Source organism: Prevotella sp. E13-27, assembly GCF_023217965.1.
In the GTDB taxonomy this organism is placed as follows: domain Bacteria; phylum Bacteroidota; class Bacteroidia; order Bacteroidales; family Bacteroidaceae; genus Prevotella.
This window is the reverse complement of sequence record NZ_JALPSC010000001.1, coordinates 1519001-1540554: the sequence shown is the minus strand read 5'-3', so window position 1 is coordinate 1540554 and position 21554 is coordinate 1519001. Positions and strand designations below refer to the sequence as shown.

The window sequence follows — 21554 nt, the reverse complement described above, 5'->3', positions numbered from 1 at the left end:
GCCATGGAAGTAATACAAAGCTTTACGATTGACCACACGCACCTGAAGCCGGGCATCTATGTATCGCGCGTTGACAAAGGTTTTACCACGTTCGACCTGCGTATCACCGAGCCCAACAAGGAGCCTGCTGTTGCTCCTGCTGCCATGCACAGCATTGAGCACCTCATGGCAACATGGTTCCGCAACTCTCAGGTAAAGGAGGATGTGGTATATGTAGGTCCGATGGGCTGTCTCACCGGCATGTATATCATCATGACAGGCGACTACAGCGCTGAGGATATGCGTCAGCTCACCATAGAGTGCTTAGAGTGGATCCTCACTCAGAACGAGGTGCCTGCCACCACGCCAGAGACTTGCGGCAACTATCTGTTACACGACCTGCCTATGTGTCACTGGGAGTGCCGCCGCTATCTCGACCGACTGAAGAACGACTTCCACTCGGAATACACAAAGCTGCAAGTGACGCTCGCCGACGGACGTCAGTTTGCAGACGCATAAAGAAATAAGAAAATTGTCAAAAAATATTTGTGGAGGGCCTCATCAAAGGCTCTCCACAAATGTTTTTGTCACCTGGAAGGAACTAAAAACAATGCCATTTAAGCAATGTATAAAACGAAAAACAATCAATTTTTTTCCGAATAGTATTATTTTTTAAGATTTTATGACCTTTTTTTTTGCAAGAACAATTTTTATTTATACCTTTGCGTTTGACTTAGTCAGTCTTTCAAGAGCGGACTGGTCATAAAACTTTGAGGAAATGAGACCAAGATCTGCTTGGTCAAGGTCTCGAAAGGCGTTTACGAACGTTATCATTCTGTGGCCTCTAACTTCGCAACTTAGAAACCTTTCACAGAGATAATGCAACGAAGCGTCTACGTGGGTGTATTATACCCTTATTCTACAGCGCTTTCAGGTGCTGGGAATACTGATGAGTATAACCACTTGGCGTGGGCTAACTGCGTTGCTTATCCTTGGAAGGGGGCAATGCGAAGGCCTGAGGTCAGGGATGGGCTGAAGTAGGAAACTCCCATGCCTTTTTTATTTCCAATGGCACTAACCTTAATACTAACCGCTGAATTTCGGGAGTTCAAGAGGCATAAAACAATCTATTATGTCACAGAACAAGACAGTCATCCAAGGTTTGGAAACAGCAGACACAGATTACTCTAATCAGAGTTTCAGTCCATATTCACGTGACGGCTGGGGCAGTTCATCCCATGGAACTGTTGTCCCTGGAATGTCAGACAACATTGGAGATCAGAACTATGGAGACGCTCAGCATGGCAGAGGCGGTTCGCAGCAACCCCAGCAGCAGCGTCGTCAACAGGCCACAGGAAAGCCCGTGGTTGGATTTCTTTATTCAGTATCACGCACAGCAGCCGGAGAATATTGGCCTCTTCACATCGGACAAAACACTATTGGACAAAAGCCATCTTGCGACGTAATATTATCGGAAGGGACTGTTTCGTCTGAACATGCGGTGATTGTCATACGCAAGATGAAAAATCCTGACAAGGTGATTGCTTCAATAAGTGATGCACGCTCCACTAACGGCACCATGATTAACGATAGAAGCCTTGGCTTCTCAGCAGAGGAGTGTAAAAACGGAGACATAATAACGTTCGGTGACAACTACGAATGTCTGTTCATCCTGATTGACCCAGCAGAGCTTGGTCTTTCTGTTAAAGAGGGATTCATCACAACAGAAGCGCGCCCCAACCCAAATAACAATATTCACGACGGCTACACTCGTCCCGGTGACGATTTCTCCCCCTTCGATGGTCCGACGCCGCCACATTTCGGCAACAACAACGCAACCGTTGGCTTTGATGGAAGCGGCTTTAATGACAAAGGAGGAACCGTGGGAATGTAAGGTAAGGGCAAATATCCATCCGACACGAATATGCAGACAGTCTATCAACGACCCGACGACCCGTATATATACCTCTTCGTTATGGGCGAATGGTACTGCTATAATCCAAAAGCTAGACCTTTGGGGAGCGGTGCGATGGGTGATGTGTACAAAGGGTTCCGTTGTAAAAATGGCGCACCCGTGGCTATCAAAAAAGTCAAGGAAGCCTTTTCTAACAACAGAATGATTCGCGAGCGTGCAAAACAGGAGGCCTCGCTGGCTTTCCGCCATCCAAACTTGGTGGAGATGGTAGGTTATTGTGAATACGCTCCCGATCATGGGCCGATATTCATCTTGAGTCATTTTGTGCAGGGAGAGAATATAGACACCTACGCCAAGAGTTTCGACAACTCTCCACAACGAGTAGAAAAACTATGCTCTGCCATATGCGCCGTACTTGATGCCCTCGACTATGTACACTCTCGTGGTGTAATACACCGCGATGTAAAGCCCTCAAACATAATGATTGAGAATGGTTCTAACGTGCGCCTGATGGATTTAGGTATAGCACGCCTGAATGGGGGTAATAAGTTCTCGTCATTCGGGTTTATAGGGACACCGGAATATTCCGCTCCCGAGCAGATGCTTCGCGAACAGAATGGTGCTAATGTACAGATTAATGCAACGACAGACATTTACGAATTGGGCATCACATTCTACGAACTGCTAACAGGTACAAACCCCATGTCGTGCAAGTCGGAGGCAGAGACACTGACCAAACAGATGAAAGAGTCGCTACCAGCATCGGACAAGATTCCTCACAAACTTATGAAGGTCATATGGAAAGCTACTGAAAAAGAACAAACGAAGCGCTTTCAGACAGCCCTTGAGTTTAAGCAGGCAATTCAGGACTCACTACTTCCCGACCCTTCACTCAAGGAGCAACTCTCAGAATGGATAGAGGAACATCAAGTAGCGTTCTATGTCATCATGGTTTGTGTCATGACGGCTATCTTAGGCATCATACATTTGTTAATCTGAAGCTTACAGAATCATGGAATTAAACAAGTTACACCAGAGCGATGACGATTTCTTCGTAGGATTTGCCGAGTCGCGAATCGGAGGTCGGCCAGAAAACCAGGACTCTTATGGTGCGCGCCAGACGAAACTTGGATTTCTCGTCACCGTCTGTGACGGTATGGGGGGCGGTCCTGGTGGAAAAACAGCATCAACCATTGCAGTAAGGGAAATTATCACTGGCGTTGAAGAAGCCGGTGAAGAAGAAGAGACTGCCAATGTGCTTATCAAGGCAATCCGCCGAGCCAATATGGCCATTTTAGAGGCAGGAAGACAGGAGCCAGCCTTACAAGGTATGGGATCTACAGCCACAGTACTACTATTGACACAAGAATCTGCCTACGTAGCACATGTGGGAGACAGCCGTATATACCAGATAAGAGGTAAGCACAAAGTGTTTAGAACGTTCGACCACTCTATGGTCTTTGACCTTGTAAAACAGAACGTTATCACTGAGGAACAGGCTCGTCTCTCAGCACAGTCGAACATCATTACACGAGCACTGGGCATTAAACCCGACGTTCAGGTTGATGTTATGGAGGTTAGTTATGAGAAGGGCGACCGTTTTGCCCTATGTACAGATGGTATACACGGCAGTATGCCAGAACAGGAACTGGTGAAAATGATTGGCAACAGGAAGTCATCTATGGGTGCCGTTCTTGACGATATTGCCACTCTGGTGGATAACATAGGACGCTCAAGCGGCGGCAATCACGACAACCTCACTTTAGCAATTATTGAACCAAAAGTAAATTCAAAAAAGAAACAGCCCATGTCAAGTACCACAAGAAACATGCTGTTCGCGCTGATAGCACTGTTGGCTATCAGCATCGCCTTCAATCTTATTCAGGCATTCAGCGACTCTAAGCAGCCCGCATGTCAACCAACAGACAGCATAGTGTCTAAGGAATCAATAATACAAAAAGACACAACCATTGAGAAGTTAAAAAATCGAGTTGACTCATTGGAGAAAATAACTAAAAAAGATAAAAAATGAAAGTTTATTCTATCGGAAGAGAAGTTGGCTGTGACATTGTTATAAACGATAACTCTGATGTCATCAGCCGCAGGCACGCCACACTGAACGTGTCACCTACTGGAAAAATGACCATCGTTGATCTTAGCCACAATGGTACTTATGTCAACGGCATACGCATTGCACAGAATGTGCCTGTGCCTGTCACACGCAAGGACAATGTATCGTTTGCACATGTGGCACGCCTCGACTGGAGCCTGGTGCCAAACACCGGTGGCATGATCATCAAGTGGAGTATTATCGCTCTCGTTGCACTTATTGTCATCGGTGGCAGCATATGGTTTCTCAACAGCACACCGAACGAACCAACGCCGAACCCCAATGCAAACACTGTGCAGACAGACTCATTGGCGAACAAAAAGAAAGTGGAAGAGGAAGAGAAGCAAAAGAACGACTCTATCAAGAAACACGTGCAGGACTCACTAAAAAATGCAAAACAGAAGAAAGTCCCTACCAATGAGAATAATGGCAAAAACGGCAAAAAGAATGGTGTCAAAGATAACAAAAAAGACAACAAGAAGAACGAGGCAAAAGACTCTGTACAGCGTAAGCGCATCAGAGGTTAACACCTTATTATAATAATAACCTAAAAGCCTATTAGACTATGAGACTATTGAAAATAGGACGCGACGTCGCATGCGATATCGTTATCAACAGCGCAAAGGTTAGTTCACTGCATGCAGAGATTACACTTATGAACAGTGGTGACATCCTGTTGGAAGACAAGGGAAGCCGCAACGGCACCTTCGTGCAGAATCAGGCCATAAAGCCTGGATCGCCTGTAAATATCCGCCGAGGTGATGCAATTCGTTTTGGTGACGTGGAGCTACAGTGGAGTCAGGTACCAATGCCGGAGGATAACTCTGCCTATAGAGCAATATATGGCATAGGCACCCATTTCAACAATGACATTCAAATATCCGGCTCCACTGTCAGCCGATATCATGCAACTATCAAGGTGGGCAAGGACGGCAAGGTGTACATCGTTGACCACTCGAAGAATGGCACTACTGTAGATGGAAAAAAGATTCAGCCTAATAACCCATACCGCATTAAGAAAAGTAGTGCTGTAGCATGTGGTGGGGTACCTGTAAACCTGAAGACAACTCCCATCCAGTGGCCCAGTGAAGTTTGGAAGACCATACTAATGGCAGCTGCCTCCGTTCTCATACTATGCGGCGTAGGATTTGGTCTTTGGGAACTATTCAATGGTCGAAAAACTTACACCGATGGAGAACTGTATGAAAAATATAACCGTTCTGTTGTGATGCTTGTTGGCGTCTATCACTATAATGTCTCTGTCGGTGATTTGGATTTAAACGTTCTGAACTCCATCTCACAAAAGCTAGGGCTTATCAATCAGGGATACTATTTTCCATCTAAAGTCATCTTAGGCCGTGACTCTAAATCTGGTAAAGTTAAGCCTTTCTTAAATGCAAGTGGGGCTTCATCAAAAGAAATTGCTGATTTCTTCAACAAGAATGGAAATATCGGTTTCTATTCTGCAACAGGTTTTTTTATCTCAGAGAACGGACAACTGATTACTAACCTCCATGTGGTAAAGCCGTGGCTTTTCGGCGATGAAGCCAATCTGGTGCAAGAATACAAGAGCGAACTGACATACAAGCTCAGTAAATTTGCCGAGTTTTTGGTTTCCAACCAGATACCCATAGGTTTATCAGCTTATATCTCACAGATGAAAGTGGAAGGCCAACTTGACTATATCGCACTAATACCCCAAGGGGACGCTTTTGATCTTGACAATGCTATCAAATGCAATGTCCTATCTGCAGGGAATGATCCCAACAAAGATGTTGCTTTGATACAAACCATCTCGAAGCGCCTTCCAACAAGTGACTGTATATACATAAATATGAATGAATCTATCGACATTTCTGATGAAGCCGTCAAGGTGGGTGAACATGTTTACACGATAGGCTTCCCCAAAGGAATGGCATTTCAGGAAGGCAACAATGAAAAAGGTATACAAGTATACGGCCAAGGTGGTGACATCACCCGTCAAGATAGCGAGTTTGATTTCAGCTACAATGCTGCTACTATTAGTGGAGCCAGTGGATCGCCGGTGTTCAACAAGTACGGAAAGCTGATTGGCGTACATCATGCAGGAATGAGCGCTGCACTGACACAGGGATATAACTTCGGTATCAAAGCCAAATATGTCAAAGAATTAATTAACTCACCACATAAAGTAGAATAATCATGAAAAAGACTATAACAGCAATCATTATGCTACTGACAGTCGTGTCAGTGGCCAAAGCCGTAGTAGTGCAGCGACTATATCTAAAGAACGGCTCAGTACTGAGCGGATATATCCAAAAGCAAGACGGCAAGAGCAACCTCACCTTCACCACAGACGAGGCAGTCATCTGTCTGAAGAGCAGCGAGGCCACCATCAGTAACGAGAAGAACTATAATGTCCGTGAACTGACAAAGGAATGGGTGGAATGGGCAGAAAAAAACGAGGAGTTCGAAGGCATTGGAGACAACCGTACGCTCTTCCTTGCTGATGTAACGACAAAAGACAAGTCAGTGACTCGTGTAAAGATTCTAGAGCGCGGCGAAGTGGTGAAATACCTTGAGATGACACCAAACATCTATACTGTGGCGTGGAATCAGGTGAACTTCATAAAAGGCGAGAAGCGTTCAAAAACCGCCCTCTCAGGCATCAACCGCATCTATCAGTTAAAGTCGGGCATGGAGTATGAAGGACAATATGCCGAGGAAAACGACTCCATGCTGACGCTCTACTTAGCTAAAGGTGTGCGTCAGTCATTCAAGATTGACGATGTGATCAAATACACATTCCGTCCCATAAATCCAAACCAAACCATCTTTGAGCAGAGCGAACTACTCGACGTAGTGAAAACGAAGAACGGCAACGAGACTAAGGGTATAGTAATTGAGCAGAACTACACAAGCAAGAAAGACGTGGAGAACTATTTCTTGGTACAGCAGGAGTCAGGAGCCATTCAGAGTATAAAACTAACAGAGATTGCTGAAACCCGCAAGGAGAAAAATCCTGCTTACGACCCAAAGTTCGATATTATCCTCAAGGAGGGCGACGTCGTTATCAACCGAAAAGAGGTGATGACTGTAAAAACAAAGGATACTAAGGACGATATTGTCCTCGACAGTCTGCCGCAAAAGGTGGTCGTCGCCAAGGATTCTCACAACAATACGAAGGTTTGCATAGAGTACTTTAACCCCACTGGCACGAACATCGAGATATACCAGCTCGTCAAAGTGAAGACAAAGACTGTGAAGAAAGACACATTCCATGGTTTCACTTTCCGAGACCTTGTCAACAATCCCTATCGTCCCATTAGTATAGAGACAAGCGTCAACCACACCACAAAAGTGGAATATCTTGTTGGCGGTCATGGTACCTTTGCTTTCTATGATCCAGTGGCGAAAACAGCAATTCCGTTTACCATAAAATAAATATATAGGAGGAATAGGATATGTTAATGAGAGAGGTTACAGTAGGCCGTTCAAAGGATAGCGATATCTATCTGGATGACCGTTGCGTCTATGCCAGCACAGATCATGCCACAATCTATTATGACGGCACGCAACTTATGTACAAAGACACAAGCAGCAACGGCACTATGGTCAACAACATCATGGTGAAACATCGAGCCGTACCCATTAAACATGGAGACATCATCATGGTAGCAGGAAGATACCAGATTAACTGGAATCAAATAGACAGTTTCTTTCCTCCTCAGGCACGACAAAACGGAAACGTGAATTATCCACCAGTACAAGAAGCAATAAACACTTATGGAGCCGAGCCTAATCTCAACAAATGGAACTGGGGCGCATTCGGTCTATACAGTATCTGGGGATTCTTCAACGGCTGTTGGTGGGCCTTTCTAATTGGCATCTTCTTTGGATGGACTATCATTCCCAATATCGTTTTCGGCATATATGGAACACGGTGGGCATGGCAGAACCGCACATGGAATAGCGCCGCCGACTTTGAAGAGACCCAATCCAGCTGGGCCATTTGGGGCATCATTGCCACCTGCCTATCTGTTCTGTGGGTATTTATTTTAATTGCATCTCGATAAACATTTTTACAAAGACATGTATCATGCCTAGTATAACATCACAAAGCAACATTGTCCATGGTTGCGGGATATCTCAACAAGGCGGACGACCAGAGAACCAAGATGACTGGGGGGGCGCCAACACTCCATTGGGATTCCTCATCGTGGTATGCGATGGCATGGGAGGCGGTCCTGGTGGCAAGACCGCTTCCCATATAGCAAAGACTGTCATTATTGACTGTCTGATGAGATGTAGTCCACAGGCTTCGCCATCGGAGTCCATGAAGAAGGCTATTGCCCAGGCTAACGATGTGATGGAGCAACAGATGAGCATGACACCACAACTCGTAGGAATGGGTTCCACAATGGTTGCCGTACTCATCACCAGCTATTCAGCTGTCATTGCTCACCTCGGTGATAGTCGTTGCTATAGAATCAGTCATGGACGTATGGTGTTCCGCACAAAGGACCACTCGTTAGTGGGTGAACTAGTGGAAAACAAGGCAATGACAGAAGAGCAGGCACGTACGTCGCCACAGTCGAATATTATCAAGAGAGCACTTGGAGCAACACAAAACCACATACCTCAAATAGAAGAACAACCGTTTCTTAAAGGTGACCGTTTCATATTGTGCACTGACGGTATTTGGGGAGTAATGCCTCATGATCAACTTCTACAATGGTTCACAGCGCCGCAGTCCCTTGACTCCATGGTAGAAAAACTGTCTCAAGAGGTAGACCGCATCGGTCTTACCAAAGGCAACAATCACGACAACCACACGCTCGTGGTCATAGAAACAAATGCAGACTCAACACTGAAAGAAACAATGAGTAAAACGTCAAAGATAACAATTGTTGTTATGGCCATAATACTGGTCATCAGCCTTGCAATGAATCTGACATCAATGAACAAATCAGAGGAAAGAACAAGAATCGAAGAGTTGGAGCGCGTCATCGCTGAACAGCAGGAAAAGTTGTCATCGCTATCCATGAGCACAGGTATCAAGGACAGCAACACCAAGGACCTCATCGTGCAGGTAGAGCAGCTGAAATACGAGATTGATTTACTCGAAGAAGCCATGGCTAAGCACATAAACACCATTGACTCCTTAGAGAAGGTCATAGCCAAGCTCAAGCCCACAACGCCAAACAGCCAACCATCAGCTAAAGAATCAGCGCAGAAGATTCTAAACCTTCTTGGCCAACTGATGGATGCGAAAGGCAAAGATGTAAATGATGCAATAAAGAAAAAAACAGACCTTCGTCATAATATTCAAGAAGAGCTGATTGTCTTTGACAGGCGTACCGAAAGTAAATATTCATCAACCATTGAGGGCATCAAGCGTGTGTTGAAGGACGAACGTATCATCACCGTGATGGAGGTCAAATTAAAAAATGGAAAAATTGAGTTTACGACCACCAATGGAGCAAGAAAAGACATAGAAAAGCTTGTAACCAAAATAGAGAAAATCAAGAAAGAACTGTAACAACATCAAATAATAATAGAAAACTTAGAAAATGGCAATCATACGTCTACAAGGAGAAGAAGAAAAGAGGAAAGGTATCTATTTCCAACTTGACACTGCCGACGAGCCTATTGGTGCTGGCGGTATGGGGCAGGTGTTTAAAGGCATCTGCGTGAACACACAGACACACGCTGTGCGTGAAGTAGCCATCAAGTTCATGTATGATGACCTTCCTGCTCACGCCATCGAGCGTGGCCGCCGCGAAGCTTCTATACAGCTACGCAATGATAACCTCATAGAGATGCTAGGTTTTATTGAGATTGAAGAAAAGACTGCACTTGGCGATACCCGTAAGCACTACCACATCGTCAGTGAACTGCTGACAGGTGTGTCATTGTCAGACATCATGGAAGGTAAGACAACCGACCGCAATGGTGAAGAGGTGGCATATGCCGTAAAATTAGTGCAAGACTATAAGAACGACTCTGAACATTTCGCGCGCACCGTTGTGCTACAGGTGCTCTCAGGCCTAATGGCACTACACGATGCAGGTTTCATACACCGCGACATTGACCCATCTAACATAATGGTCACCAAGCAAGGTCACATTAAGCTGATTGATTTTGGTATTGCCAAGCAGATGAACACTCTGACCACCAGCGATAAGTCGCTTACTACTGTCGGTGAGTTCATGGGTAAAGCCGAGTATGCCTCACCTGAGCTGGTGCTGGGCGATGTAAGACATCAAAACCAGACGACGGACATCTATGCCATGGGCATTCTGCTCTACCAGTGCATTACAGGTCACACGCCCTTCGAAGGTCCTCGCCATGAGGTGCTGGAAAACCAACTCAAGGCTAAACTACCTCTATCGCCCATCAAGAACAAAGCACTCCGAAGAATTATCACCAAGGCATGTGAGAAACGGCAGGAACTGCGATTCCAAACATCTGCTCAAATGCGTGTAGCTTTGGAAACTATGAATGTATCGTCGAACAACAAGACTATGCAATATATTGCTGCAGCAGTATTTGCGGTCATCGTAGGTGGCACTGTGGCGCTGCTTATGCAAAAGACAGACAACCCGGTTACTCCAGATCCCGAACTGACAGGTATCGCCAAGGCCACTAAACTTATGAGTAGCTCTGAAACAGCCAAAGATGGTTTTCAGATACTTAACGAACTGGTGAACAGCAACGATGCAGAGGCAACATATCTTGCCAGCCGTCTTTATCTTGGTCGTATGCCTGAAGAGTATTGTCCCGACAGCACACGCAACATGTATCTAATGCTTCAGAATGCAAACTGCATTGAAGCCGACTATGAGAAGGCCCATCAGCTGTTAGAAAAGGCTGTGGCACTCGACTCTATGAACTATCAGGGTCTCTATGAACTAGGACGTGATGTGCTCGCAGGGAACAATCGTCAGCACGACGTTGACCTTCAACAAGAAGACTTCGTGAAGGCAAACGATTTATTCCAGCGTGCTCTCAAATTTGCAAAGGAAAAGCAAGACTATGACTACATAGAACGAATAGAAAAGCAGATAGAGAGCATAAAAGACGTCTTATAGAACTCTGTATATCACAAATGTTAAATAATGAAAAAGACAAACATCCTCTTACTTGCGCTGATACTACCATGGTGCCTTATTACAGCGCAAACCATGCAGTGGGTAGTACGTCCCACTTTGGCACATATAGAAAACTACGGAAGTCTGCTGAAAGTCAGAAAAGACGGTAAGACGGGTCTGATGAACCCCAATCAACAGATTGTAGTACCTGTACTATACGACAGCATCTCGCCATTCATCGACGGTTATGCTATCGCAATGACCATCAACGGTAAACAGTTGATGATTGACGCACTTATCTCTGATGGCGACTACGAGATTCTGCCAGTACAGGAGAAAATCTATGCAACAAGCTACTTACAGTTCAGTGAAGGCAAGATGCCAGTCAAGGGCGAAGGAGGTTGGGGCTATCTGGGCACAGACGGCAACATGGCCATCCCATGTCAGTTCCAAAAAGCATACCCCTTTAGTGAAGGTATCGCGTCGGTCTTGATTGATGACAAAGCCTACTACATAGACCGCAACATGGACTACATGGCCGTGGAGGCTGGTTATGGAAATCTAGTTTTCGCCTCTACATTTGTCAATAGTCAAGCCGTCGTTTATAGCGGAAACAGCTATACGCCGAAAGGCTATGTCATCAATAAACATGGCCGTATCATCAGCCAATACAAGGTGAAACCTGAAAGGCTAAAGGTGAACAAAGACCATTCTGTGGGTGACAAGGCGGCACAAATCAACTCTCAAACAAATCAGATGAGCGTAAATAGCCAGTACGAGGTTTACGAGAGAAACGGTCTTTATGGATATAAGAAGGAAGGACACATAGTGCTACCTGCGCAATTTGACAATGCTGAGCCAGTAAAGGGTACGTTAGCCGCAGTGAGATACAAGGGCAAGGAAGGACTTCTACGAATAGTAGAGGGAAGTGTCACAACGGCGATGGAAAACGATGAGATTCTTTATGAAGGTGGTACGCCCAATGCCAAGGCATGTGTGCAGATAAACCTTCCTGCAGAAATGGAAGATGCATCATTGACTGTAAAAGTCATTGATTCCGATGGAAAAGAAGTCAATGTACAAGCCAATGTTGCTATAGGACAGCACCGTAGCTATACATTCCTTCCAAACACCACGCCAAAGGAAGACGGTCCAAACTTCTATGAACTGGAGATCTGGAGTGAGAGTCTGCTGTTGAGTAAAGATGATATTGCAATAAACTACACGATAAAGAAAAAAACAGCAACTACCAAAGTGACTACTTACATTGCCGAGAACAAAGTACCCAAACTTTCCATCTCACAACCCAAAGCAACGAGTAAGCGTGCCAACCCCAAAAACGATTTCTATATTGCTGTAGCTGTCAACAACTCCGGTGATGCTTACGGTAACGGCTCAGTCACCTTGTATGTCAACGATCAACTCGTTGGCAGCAAGAGCGTAGGTGTGCGCAGTCATGGCATCGCCAATGCCGTCTTTGCTATACCCGGCATAAAGAAAGAACGTTATGCCAGAGTCAAGGCAGTGCTTAAAAATGGTACTTCTCAGGAATCGAACATTCATTTCATGCCTTTTAATTAATATTTTTTATCAATAACAATCTGTATTAAAACTATTTATGTGATGAAGAAATTATTCCTTTTAACAGTCATCTCCATGATGACAATGTCTGCAAATGCACAGTTTTTTGCTGACGACGATGATGACCAAGTCACTCGTATCTTTGACAAGCGTCAGAACGTAGTGTCTATAGGCTTCAAGTTGGGTGGTAACATGTCTTCCCTGACCAAGTACAAGGATGCAGATCTTGGCGAGAAAAGTGGTATTGGCTTCGAGGCTGGTGCTGTCGTAGCAGCACACTTCGGCAAACGTACACAGGGCAGTGATGCAGGAACAGGAATGTTTGGTGTGCAGTTAGAGCCCAGCTACGTCAAGCATACCATCGGCACTAGCAGTGAAGATATCAATTTGAATTGCTTCGAAATGCCTGTGCTCTTCAAAATCTATTTCACGCCGAACTTCAATCTTGAAGTGGGTCCCAACTTCAGCGCAGTGCTTTCAAGTAGTCCCGACTACGTGATTGCTGAAGACACACGTATTAACACTGGTAAGCTCAAGGCTTTCGATGTAAAAGCATGTGTAGGCGTCAGCTATGAGCTTAAGAGCGGTCTCTATGGTAGTTTCCGCTACAATCTCGGAACAAGCGACTTAGCCAAAAACTTCGCTTGCAAAGTGAGTGCTTTCAATCTCACGTTGGGTTACAAATTCAACGTATTTAAATTCTAACGATAACCTTTTACACATTTATTCGACCTATGAAAAAATATATATCAATACTGTTTGCGGCAGCAATAGCCTTCATGGTTTCCTGCACGAACGACGAGATTGAGGTAGCAAAGGGTGTTGCAGTAAAAGTTAACCCTTCAGGAGTTATCTCACCATTCAGTTTTGAAATAAATGCCGGCGAACTAGAGTCCTTCACCACCAACTACAAGCTGCGTATCAGAGTACTGGCATATAACGATAAAGGCTTATTGGCAGCTGCCGACACAAGCTACCTAACCAATTATGCCAGCATCATGAACTCTACGCTCTACCTGTCGGAAGGTTCCTATAAAATCATCGCCGTGACAGATGTGGTGGAACTGAACAACAACAAAACGATAAAGCTCGCGTTTTGGAACATGACAAATATAGAAGACTTAAACACTGTGAAGATTTCAGATAATGGCTATATCGGTGGTAAAAACAAGATTCTCGGTATTGCCTCTCAGAATCTCACAGTCAGTGGTAAAGGTTCTAGTATCACTTTAAATCCTGAACCAGCTGGTGCACTACTGCTAATCTATTATGATGATATCCATAAGTATTCTGACGTTACTGAATACAAGATTCTAACCAACAGGTCGTGTGACTATTTGACGTTCGATAGCTATGGCCAATATGTTACCACCCCCGAAAACCGTAACAACACCTACAACTGGCGTATCTCTTATATCAAACCCAAGGATAGTAGTATGATTAGCTACAATACTGTATACAGATGGTCATTTATTTTCCCAATTAACAACATCAGCTTCAAATTTGTCTACTCCACTGCGTCGCAGACAAACGTAAACATAACACCTGATATGACAGTCAATCTTAAGAAAGGTGAAGAGTATGCATTTATACTAGATTTAAAAGACGAAAACGACAACAATAATATCACCTACAACTACTTCTTGATCAACGGCAATTCTTCTTCACGTCTATACGCTCCATTTAATACTGAAGAAAAGTATTTATCTGTTCCCATGCAGAGCTCTGAAGATGATAACCAGTCTCGAAGGATTATTGACCTGCTGAAGTAAAGGATTATCATGAAAAAGAAACAGTATAGCTGGCTATTCTGCCTGCTGCTGTCAATTATGGGCTGTTCCTCCTCCGACACTATTGTAGAAGAGGCGGAACAGCATTCATCGTCGTCTGAAGGTGCATATACAGAAGAGTGCAAATGGATTTATCAGCAGATGAACCACTATTATCTGTGGAGGACAGAGATGCCTGACTCTTCTTCATGCGACTATGCTACAGATCCGGTGACTTTCTTCAAAAGTCTGCTCTCAAAGAAAGATCGCTTCTCGTACTCTGCACGCAACGAAAGCTATCAGGGACCGTCTGAAATAATTATTGACAATGGTGGTGACGATTTGCATGCTAGCCTATTAACAGACGACAATGCCTCGTCAGTAATTTATGACAAAGTCTTCACCATGGGCAACCATCGGATAGGCTACCTCTGTTACAAGGAGTTCAGCAATGTCAAAGAAGTAGGGTTTGTTATGAAGACCTTCATGGATGAGTCCATTGACGAACTAGTCGTCGATTTGCGCTACAATCCCGGTGGATATGTCTCAGTATGCAAATACCTGTGCAACTGTATCATCAACGAAAATGGTTATGGCAATGTATTTCAGTACAAAGTATATAATGACGTTGTGGCTAATGAACTTATGCAGGAAACAGGAGAAGAAAAAGAAAAAGACTTATACGAATTCCCACCACAAGACACTGACCATATCCTTGGTACGCCTATATATCCTCTAAAATTGCAGCGTGTGTTTGTACTTACGTCAAAACGAACAGCGTCGGCCAGTGAAGCACTTATTGTCTGCCTGCGTCCGTACATGAAAGTAGTGGTGATTGGTGAGCAGACCGTAGGAAAAGGGGTTGGTTCGTTCACGTTGCGCAACTCTAAATGTAAGTACGAACTGCACCCCATTACCATGCGCTACTACAACAGTCTTATGCAGTCCACACCTGATGATGGCATCATACCCGACAGCATTGTACCCGATGGGTATGAAACATCCAGACAGTCCATCGGCAATGCCGACGAACCGTTGTTGAAAGCCGCGTTAGAACTAATTGGAAATTGATAATAATTGTGAAATGATAATATCTTGTGGAGGGCCTCATCAAAGGCTCTCCACAAATGTTTTTGTCACCTGAAAAGATTTCTCTGCCACTGTATCCCAGAAGTTATGATACTGCGAGGCATCGGTGTCGCGCAGGGGAATGTCGCTGACAACACGAAACGAGATGAAAGGCACGTTATTAATGTAGCATGTCTGAGCAATGGCGCACGACTCCATGTCAACGGCCTTTGCCTCAGGAAAGTGACCAATAATCTCGCGCATCTTTTCTTTAGAGTCAACGAACCAGTCGCCGGTAACGATAAGTCCTGGGTGGACGTTCACTCCACAGTTAAGCGCCTCAGCCTTGGCCAACAACTCAGGAGCAGCCTTATAGCGTGCAGGCAGTCCCTGAACCTGTCCATAGACTGTAGAGTTGTCGATGGCTGTTCCGCAATAGACATCATGATAGCATAGCTCGCTGCTAACCACAACATCCTGAATGTTCACATCATCACCGTTTCCTCCAGCACAGCCACTTGAGATAATGACATCGGGACGGAACTCGTTGATCATGCGCTGGGCACCAAGGGCGGCATTAACCTTACCGATACCGCACTTCTCTACCCTAACCTCACTGCTGTCAAAAAGAGCCTGAAGCTGCTTCAGCTCCTTGTCCATGGCTACTATTATACCTATTTTCATCTTTATTTAATTTGTTTTGCCGACAAAGGTAACTATTTTAAATTAAAATATTGTACCTTTGCGCAGAATTCTAACAGCATGCACTAAAAACAGAAAGAACAAACATGAATACACTGAAGAAAATACTGCCTGACCTACTGGCAGTGCTTTTGTTCGCCGTTCTGGCATTCGCCTATTTCTTTCCAGCCGACATAGAGGGCAGAATACTCTATCGCCACGACGCATCAGCAGGTGTCGGCGCCGGACAAGAACAGTCTCTTTATAACCAGCGCACAGGAGAGATGACCCGCTGGACAAACTCTCTCTTCTCAGGCATGCCGACCTATCAGCTGTCACCATCGTATGAGTCAACATCGACGCTGAACACACTTGAGAAAGCCTACCACCTGTGGCTGCCAGAGAACGTGTGGTACCTGTTTGTATATCTTATAGGTTTCTACATACTGCTCCGTGCCTTCGACTTCCGTCAGCATCTGGCAGCGCTTGGCTCTATAGTATGGGCATTCAGCACCTATTTCCTCATAATAATCGCTGCAGGACACATCTGGAAGGTGTGGGCACTTGCCTACCTGCCGCCAATGATTGCCGGTATAGTACTGGCCTATAGAGGCAAATACCTGCGAGGACTCATCGTCACAGGCATCTTCGCCGCCTTTGAGGTGCATGCGAACCATGTGCAGATGACCTACTACTACCTGTTCGTCATTGCTGCCATGATACTGGCATATCTCGCAGAAGCCATTCAGAAGAAACAATATGTTCACTTCCTCAAAGCTACAGGTGCATGCATAGCCGGCGGACTGCTCGGCATACTGGTTAACATATCAAACCTCTATCACACTTGGGAGTATGGACAGGAGTCCATGCGCGGAAAGAGTGAGCTGGTAAAGAAGAACACTGCCAACCAGACATCAAGCGGTCTCGACCGCGACTATATCACCCAGTGGTCATACGGCATAGGCGAGACATGGACACTCCTTATACCTAACGCCAAGGGCGGTTCACACAACGAGCATCTTGGTGACTCGAAGAGCGCCATGGAGGCAAGCTCTAATCAGCAAGGCGTGAAAGAGTTCTGTGCCCAATGGTATTCCTACTGGGGCGAGCAGCCGTTCACTGCCGGTCCTGTCTATGTAGGAGCATTTATTCTGTTCCTCTTCGTATTGAGCCTGTTCATCGTAAAAGGTCCGATGAAATGGGCACTTTTGGGTGTCACCATACTCACCGTCATGCTGTCATGGGGTAAGAACTTCATGTGGCTGACAAACATTTTCATCGATTACGTACCAATGTATGCCAGCTTCCGCACGGTGTCTTCGATACTCGTAGTAGCTGAGTTTACCATACCTCTTATGGCTATGATGGCACTGAAGAAGATCGTTGATGAACCGGAAGTACTCAAGGACAAGATGAAATATGTGTATATCTCGTTCGGTCTCACCGGTGGAATGGCGATGATTTTCGCCTTGATGCCAACGATGTTCTTCGATTTCATATCTTCAGCAGACTTGACAAGCCTTAAGAAATATGTTGGAGATGAGTATCTTGGAGTCGTTTCAGAAAACCTGAGCAACATGCGCGAGGCTGTGTTCACAGCCGACTGCTGGCGCTCATTCTTCATAATTCTTGCTGGCGTTGTTCTCCTGCTGCTCTACAGGGCAAAGAAACTGAAGCCTGTAACACTCGTGGGAGCTCTCGTCATCTTGTCGCTTGCCGACCTGTGGCAGATCAACAAACGCTATCTTAACGACTCAATGTTCGTGCCCAAATACGAACGTGAGCAGAAGCAGCCACTCACACAGACAGACCAGCTGATACTGAAAGACCAGACACTCGACTACCGCGTGCTGAACCTGGCAAGCAACACGTTCAACGAGAACGAGACAAGCTACTACCATAAGTCAATAGGTGGCTACCACGCAGCCAAGCTGCGCCGTTATCAGGAGCTTATAGACGCTCACATTACACCAGAGATGCAGAGTCTCTTCTCGGCTATATCAAAGGCAGGAGGCGACATGCGCGAGGTCAATGGCGACAGCATCTATCCTGTGCTGAACATGTTGAACATGCGCTACATCATTCTGCCGCTGCAGTCAGGACAGAACGTTCCATTGCAGAACCCATACACCTACGGCAATGCATGGTTTGTTGACAAGGTGCATTATGCTAACAACGCTAATGAGGAGCTGGAGGCAGTAGGACGACTGCCACTGCGCCACGAGGCTGTGGCTGACAAGAAGTTCAGCGATGTGCTTGGAGAGAGTACGATACAAGACTCTGTGAGCATTGTCACGATAGAGAATTATGAGCCGAACCAGCTCACATACAAGGTGCGCTCGGGACAAGGCGGCGTGGTGGTGTTCTCAGAGATATACTATCCTGGATGGACAGCAACCATTGACGGTGAAGAGGCAGAGCTGGGACGTGTGAACTATGTATTGCGCGCACTGAAGGTTGCCCCAGGCGAACACGAAGTTGTACTGTCGTTCTTCCCGAAGTCAGTAGATCGTACAGAGACCATTGCCTACATATCACTGGCAATACTGTTACTTCTCATTCCTGCCGTGGTATTCCTTGAATACCGCCGCAGGAAGCAACAGCCTACTCCATAATCTTCCAGATATGCTGTCGTACATAGGCGCGGTGACCGTAGAGGGCTATGTAAACGAAGCTTATAAGAGGAATTAGGAATGACAGGTTCGTTGATGCTATGCCAAGTACAGCAACATTACTGTCAATGATAAGAGCTTGAATAGGCGGGAACACCGCACCGCCTATTATCGCCATGACAAGACCGGCGCCTGCCATCTTCACATTCTCACCTACTCCACGCAGAGCAATACCATAGATAGTGGGGAACATAAGCGACATGCAAGCCGACACAGCAACAAGGCAATACATGCCATTACGATCGGGGAACAATATTGCTCCACCGACAAAAGTGGCAGCACAGATAGCAATGATGCTTAACAGGCGCCCAGCCTTAATATATTTTAGGAAGAATGTGAAGACGAAACGGCTCACGGTGAAAAATATGAGGGCAGCGATATTAAACTTCTGCGACAACATCTCTGCTGCTTTCTCGCTCATTCCCTCTGCCATGAACACACGTGTTCCATATTGAATGATGAAAGTCCAGCATGTCACCTGGGCGCCCATATAGAAGAACTGCGCAACAACACCCTCACGGTAGTTCTTCAGCGACAAAAGCTCGCGAACAGAAGTGACGATTCCTTTCTTCAACCGCTTGTCACCCACCATAGGCATCTTCGTCAGTTTTATGAGCAACAGCAACACTATACATACAGCACCGATGAAGACATAAGGCTGGATGAGAATGTTCAGGTCGTGGTTCTTCACCAATTCATACTGCGCATCCGACAGCTCAATACGCTGTGCAGAAGTCATAGGATTCATCTTCGCCTGAACATAGTTCATTGCCACGACCATGCCCATCAGCGCACCAATAGGATTGAATGCCTGGGCAAGGTTAAGTCGCTGAGTAGCAGTATCTTCAGTTCCCATACAATAGATAAACGAGTTACTGCTCGTCTCAAGGAAAGCCACACCACATGTCAGCAGAAAATAAGCTATGAGGAATGGGAAATAGATTCCAGTCATCTTTGCTGGCAGAAACATCAGCGTACCTACAGCGAACAGCGACATGCCCAACATCACTCCTGCCTTGAACGAATAGCGCTGGATGAACAATGCGGCAGGAAACGTCATCGTGAAATAGCCAAGATAATATGCCACCTGAACCATTGAGCCCTCGGTGACACTCATACGGAAAATCTTAGAAAAGGCCTTTACGATAGGGCCCGTCATATCACTTGCAAAGCCCCACATAGTGAAGCAGGCAGTAATAAGAATGAATGGAATGAGATAGCTCACTCCGTTCTTAGTCAATATCTCATTAGAGTTCAGTACAAGTTTCATTACGTCGCGTTTAATAGATAAATGGTGTTTCAGACCACAAAAGTAGGTCATTTCCATTAAAACGCCAAACTTTTTAAAATAAAATCGCAAGAAGAGCATACTTGGACATAAAAACAACACTAATAAATCGTAAAAAAAAGTAAACAAAAATTTGCGTTACACATCTTTTTATTACCTTTGCAAGCTGAAAACTTACAATTATAGGTGAGTTTTCCGTAAAAAGAAAGCAAGAACTAGATATTAATATTTAAGGTATGAAAATGAAAAAGATTTTGTTATTCGCAGCCTCTGCCCTGCTTTTTGCAGCATGTAGCGGAGGTGGTCGTCCAACGTTTGGCGACAACGAGTACCCCGTCACTGAGGTAAAGGCTAGCAGTGCTGCCATGAAGCAGACCTACCCTGCTTCAATCAAAGGCGTTCAGGATGTACAAATCAGTCCGAAAATTGGAGGTTTCCTTACAAAGATTTACGTCAACGAAGGTCAGACCGTTAGTGCCGGACAAGTGCTGTTCGAGATTGACAACCAGACCTATCAGGCACAGGTGCGCCAGGCACAGGCTTCAGTAACTACTGCTCAGGCTGCCGTGAACACAGCCAAACTGACATACGAGAACTCAAAGAAACTGTTCGATAATCGCGTTATCGGCGATTATGAGATGCAGACATCACAGAACTCTTACGAACAGGCAAAAGCTGCACTGGCTCAGGCTGAGGCAGCACTTGCCAATGCAAAGGAGGCGCTGAGCTTCTGCTTCGTCAAGAGTCCTGCTTCAGGTGTAGTAGGCACCCTGCCATTCAAGGTTGGCGCATTGGTTAGCGCACAGAACGTGCTGACAACTGTTAGCGACAACTCTTCAATGGAGGTATATTTCTCTATGAACGAGAAAGACGTCTTGGCTATGTCAAAGTCGGAAGGTGGACAGAAAGCTGCTCTTGCAGCCCTTCCTGCTGTCAAACTTCAGTTGGCCGACGGTTCCATCTACGCCAGTGAAGGCAAGGTAGCAAAGATGAGCGGCGTCATTGACCAGTCAACAGGTACTGTACAGATGATAGCCGTATTCCCCAACCCAGACAAGCTGCTGAAGAGCGGCGGCTCAGGCGTTGTCATCATTCCCCGCGATCAGGATACAGCAATCGTTATCCCACAGTCATGTGTATCAGAGGTTCAGAACAAGAAGTTCGTTTACACTCTCGGCAAGGATAACAAGGTTGTCTATACAGAGATAACTGTTGACCCACAGAACGATGGCAACAACTATGTTGTAACCAGCGGATTGAAGATAGGTGACAAATATGTGACCAACGGTATCACCAAGCTTACCGACCAGATGGAGATTGTCCCCATCACCCCTGAGCGCTACCAGGAGAAGATCCAGGAGCAGGCTAAGGCAATGACTGCCGGTGACATTGTTGGAGAAATGAAGAAATAATAACGA

The 21554-nt window shown here is 45.6% G+C and carries 18 protein-coding genes; 16 read left to right on the top strand and 2 right to left on the bottom strand.

The genetic code is table 11. From position 1 onward, the window contains the following. The first annotated feature begins 3 nt into the window (after nucleotides 1–3). The 14 genes from M1L52_RS06280 (at nucleotide 4) to M1L52_RS06215 (ending at nucleotide 15498) form a co-directional block, all read left to right on the top strand. A complete protein-coding gene (locus tag M1L52_RS06280; RefSeq protein WP_248614080.1) occupies nucleotides 4–498 on the top strand; it encodes an S-ribosylhomocysteine lyase in 495 nt (164 codons plus the stop codon). Between the two features lie 613 nt (nucleotides 499–1111). Further along, nucleotides 1112–1873, top strand: coding sequence for an FHA domain-containing protein (locus M1L52_RS06275; protein ID WP_248614079.1), 762 nt, complete (start codon nucleotides 1112–1114; stop codon nucleotides 1871–1873). A 30-nt stretch (nucleotides 1874–1903) separates the two neighbouring features. Next, nucleotides 1904–2893 (top strand): serine/threonine-protein kinase, encoded by a 990-nt coding sequence (locus M1L52_RS06270; protein WP_248614078.1) that lies wholly within the window; start codon nucleotides 1904–1906, stop codon nucleotides 2891–2893. Nucleotides 2894–2906: 13 nt separating this feature from the next. Beyond that, nucleotides 2907–3926, top strand: a complete 1020-nt coding sequence (locus M1L52_RS06265) for a PP2C family protein-serine/threonine phosphatase (RefSeq protein ID WP_248614077.1) — start codon at nucleotides 2907–2909, stop codon at nucleotides 3924–3926. Continuing rightward, on the top strand, nucleotides 3923–4531 hold the full coding sequence (locus M1L52_RS06260; RefSeq protein ID WP_248614076.1) for an FHA domain-containing protein: 609 nt from the start codon (nucleotides 3923–3925) through the stop codon (nucleotides 4529–4531). The genes M1L52_RS06265 and M1L52_RS06260 overlap by 4 nt, the downstream gene beginning before the upstream one ends. Before the next feature lie 38 nt (nucleotides 4532–4569). After that, nucleotides 4570–6183, top strand: a complete 1614-nt coding sequence (locus M1L52_RS06255) for an FHA domain-containing protein (RefSeq protein ID WP_248614075.1) — start codon at nucleotides 4570–4572, stop codon at nucleotides 6181–6183. Between the two features lie 2 nt (nucleotides 6184–6185). After that, nucleotides 6186–7427, top strand: coding sequence for a hypothetical protein (locus tag M1L52_RS06250; protein ID WP_248614074.1), 1242 nt, complete (start codon nucleotides 6186–6188; stop codon nucleotides 7425–7427). A gap of 20 nt (nucleotides 7428–7447) precedes the next feature. Then, nucleotides 7448–8059, top strand: coding sequence for an FHA domain-containing protein (locus tag M1L52_RS06245; protein WP_248614073.1), 612 nt, complete (start codon nucleotides 7448–7450; stop codon nucleotides 8057–8059). Between the two features lie 23 nt (nucleotides 8060–8082). Then, on the top strand, nucleotides 8083–9525 hold the full coding sequence (locus M1L52_RS06240; RefSeq protein WP_248614072.1) for a PP2C family protein-serine/threonine phosphatase: 1443 nt from the start codon (nucleotides 8083–8085) through the stop codon (nucleotides 9523–9525). Nucleotides 9526–9556: 31 nt separating this feature from the next. Continuing rightward, entirely contained in the window at nucleotides 9557–11077 is a 1521-nt protein-coding gene (locus M1L52_RS06235; protein ID WP_248614071.1) for a serine/threonine-protein kinase, read from the top strand. A 27-nt stretch (nucleotides 11078–11104) separates the two neighbouring features. Next, a complete protein-coding gene (locus tag M1L52_RS06230) occupies nucleotides 11105–12658 on the top strand; it encodes a WG repeat-containing protein (RefSeq protein WP_248614070.1) in 1554 nt (517 codons plus the stop codon). Between the two features lie 42 nt (nucleotides 12659–12700). Beyond that, complete coding sequence (locus M1L52_RS06225) at nucleotides 12701–13363, top strand: porin family protein (protein WP_248614069.1); 663 nt, start codon at nucleotides 12701–12703, stop codon at nucleotides 13361–13363. Between the two features lie 29 nt (nucleotides 13364–13392). Continuing rightward, nucleotides 13393–14430 (top strand): hypothetical protein, encoded by a 1038-nt coding sequence (locus M1L52_RS06220; protein ID WP_248614068.1) that lies wholly within the window; start codon nucleotides 13393–13395, stop codon nucleotides 14428–14430. 9 nt (nucleotides 14431–14439) lie between these two features. Then, a complete protein-coding gene (locus tag M1L52_RS06215) occupies nucleotides 14440–15498 on the top strand; it encodes a S41 family peptidase (RefSeq protein ID WP_248614067.1) in 1059 nt (352 codons plus the stop codon). A gap of 39 nt (nucleotides 15499–15537) precedes the next feature. On the opposite strand, the gene mtnN is transcribed toward M1L52_RS06215, so the two are convergent. Then, nucleotides 15538–16179 carry a 5'-methylthioadenosine/S-adenosylhomocysteine nucleosidase gene (mtnN, locus tag M1L52_RS06210; protein ID WP_248614066.1) on the bottom strand — a complete coding sequence of 214 codons (642 nt, stop codon included), beginning with the start codon at nucleotides 16177–16179 and terminating at the stop codon, nucleotides 15538–15540. Between the two features lie 104 nt (nucleotides 16180–16283). Between mtnN and M1L52_RS06205 the strand changes: the two genes are divergently transcribed. Next, nucleotides 16284–18791 (top strand): YfhO family protein, encoded by a 2508-nt coding sequence (locus tag M1L52_RS06205; protein WP_248614065.1) that lies wholly within the window; start codon nucleotides 16284–16286, stop codon nucleotides 18789–18791. Here M1L52_RS06205 and fucP read toward each other — a convergent pair. Then, entirely contained in the window at nucleotides 18781–20118 is a 1338-nt protein-coding gene (gene fucP, locus M1L52_RS06200; protein ID WP_248614064.1) for an L-fucose:H+ symporter permease, read from the bottom strand. The two genes, M1L52_RS06205 and fucP, sit on opposite strands and share 11 nt — an antisense overlap. Before the next feature lie 254 nt (nucleotides 20119–20372). Between fucP and M1L52_RS06195 the strand changes: the two genes are divergently transcribed. After that, nucleotides 20373–21548 (top strand): efflux RND transporter periplasmic adaptor subunit, encoded by a 1176-nt coding sequence (locus M1L52_RS06195; protein WP_248614063.1) that lies wholly within the window; start codon nucleotides 20373–20375, stop codon nucleotides 21546–21548. The last annotated feature ends 6 nt before the right edge of the window (nucleotides 21549–21554 follow it).

Coding starts and splice junctions, on each gene's coding strand:
- M1L52_RS06280 (WP_248614080.1), top strand. CDS start 4: ATGGAAGTAATACAAAGCTTTACGATTGACCACACGCACCTGAAGCCG.
- M1L52_RS06275 (WP_248614079.1), top strand. CDS start 1,112: ATGTCACAGAACAAGACAGTCATCCAAGGTTTGGAAACAGCAGACACA.
- M1L52_RS06270 (WP_248614078.1), top strand. CDS start 1,904: ATGCAGACAGTCTATCAACGACCCGACGACCCGTATATATACCTCTTC.
- M1L52_RS06265 (WP_248614077.1), top strand. CDS start 2,907: ATGGAATTAAACAAGTTACACCAGAGCGATGACGATTTCTTCGTAGGA.
- M1L52_RS06260 (WP_248614076.1), top strand. CDS start 3,923: ATGAAAGTTTATTCTATCGGAAGAGAAGTTGGCTGTGACATTGTTATA.
- M1L52_RS06255 (WP_248614075.1), top strand. CDS start 4,570: ATGAGACTATTGAAAATAGGACGCGACGTCGCATGCGATATCGTTATC.
- M1L52_RS06250 (WP_248614074.1), top strand. CDS start 6,186: ATGAAAAAGACTATAACAGCAATCATTATGCTACTGACAGTCGTGTCA.
- M1L52_RS06245 (WP_248614073.1), top strand. CDS start 7,448: ATGTTAATGAGAGAGGTTACAGTAGGCCGTTCAAAGGATAGCGATATC.
- M1L52_RS06240 (WP_248614072.1), top strand. CDS start 8,083: ATGCCTAGTATAACATCACAAAGCAACATTGTCCATGGTTGCGGGATA.
- M1L52_RS06235 (WP_248614071.1), top strand. CDS start 9,557: ATGGCAATCATACGTCTACAAGGAGAAGAAGAAAAGAGGAAAGGTATC.
- M1L52_RS06230 (WP_248614070.1), top strand. CDS start 11,105: ATGAAAAAGACAAACATCCTCTTACTTGCGCTGATACTACCATGGTGC.
- M1L52_RS06225 (WP_248614069.1), top strand. CDS start 12,701: ATGAAGAAATTATTCCTTTTAACAGTCATCTCCATGATGACAATGTCT.
- M1L52_RS06220 (WP_248614068.1), top strand. CDS start 13,393: ATGAAAAAATATATATCAATACTGTTTGCGGCAGCAATAGCCTTCATG.
- M1L52_RS06215 (WP_248614067.1), top strand. CDS start 14,440: ATGAAAAAGAAACAGTATAGCTGGCTATTCTGCCTGCTGCTGTCAATT.
- mtnN (WP_248614066.1), bottom strand. CDS start 16,179: ATGAAAATAGGTATAATAGTAGCCATGGACAAGGAGCTGAAGCAGCTT.
- M1L52_RS06205 (WP_248614065.1), top strand. CDS start 16,284: ATGAATACACTGAAGAAAATACTGCCTGACCTACTGGCAGTGCTTTTG.
- fucP (WP_248614064.1), bottom strand. CDS start 20,118: ATGAAACTTGTACTGAACTCTAATGAGATATTGACTAAGAACGGAGTG.
- M1L52_RS06195 (WP_248614063.1), top strand. CDS start 20,373: ATGAAAATGAAAAAGATTTTGTTATTCGCAGCCTCTGCCCTGCTTTTT.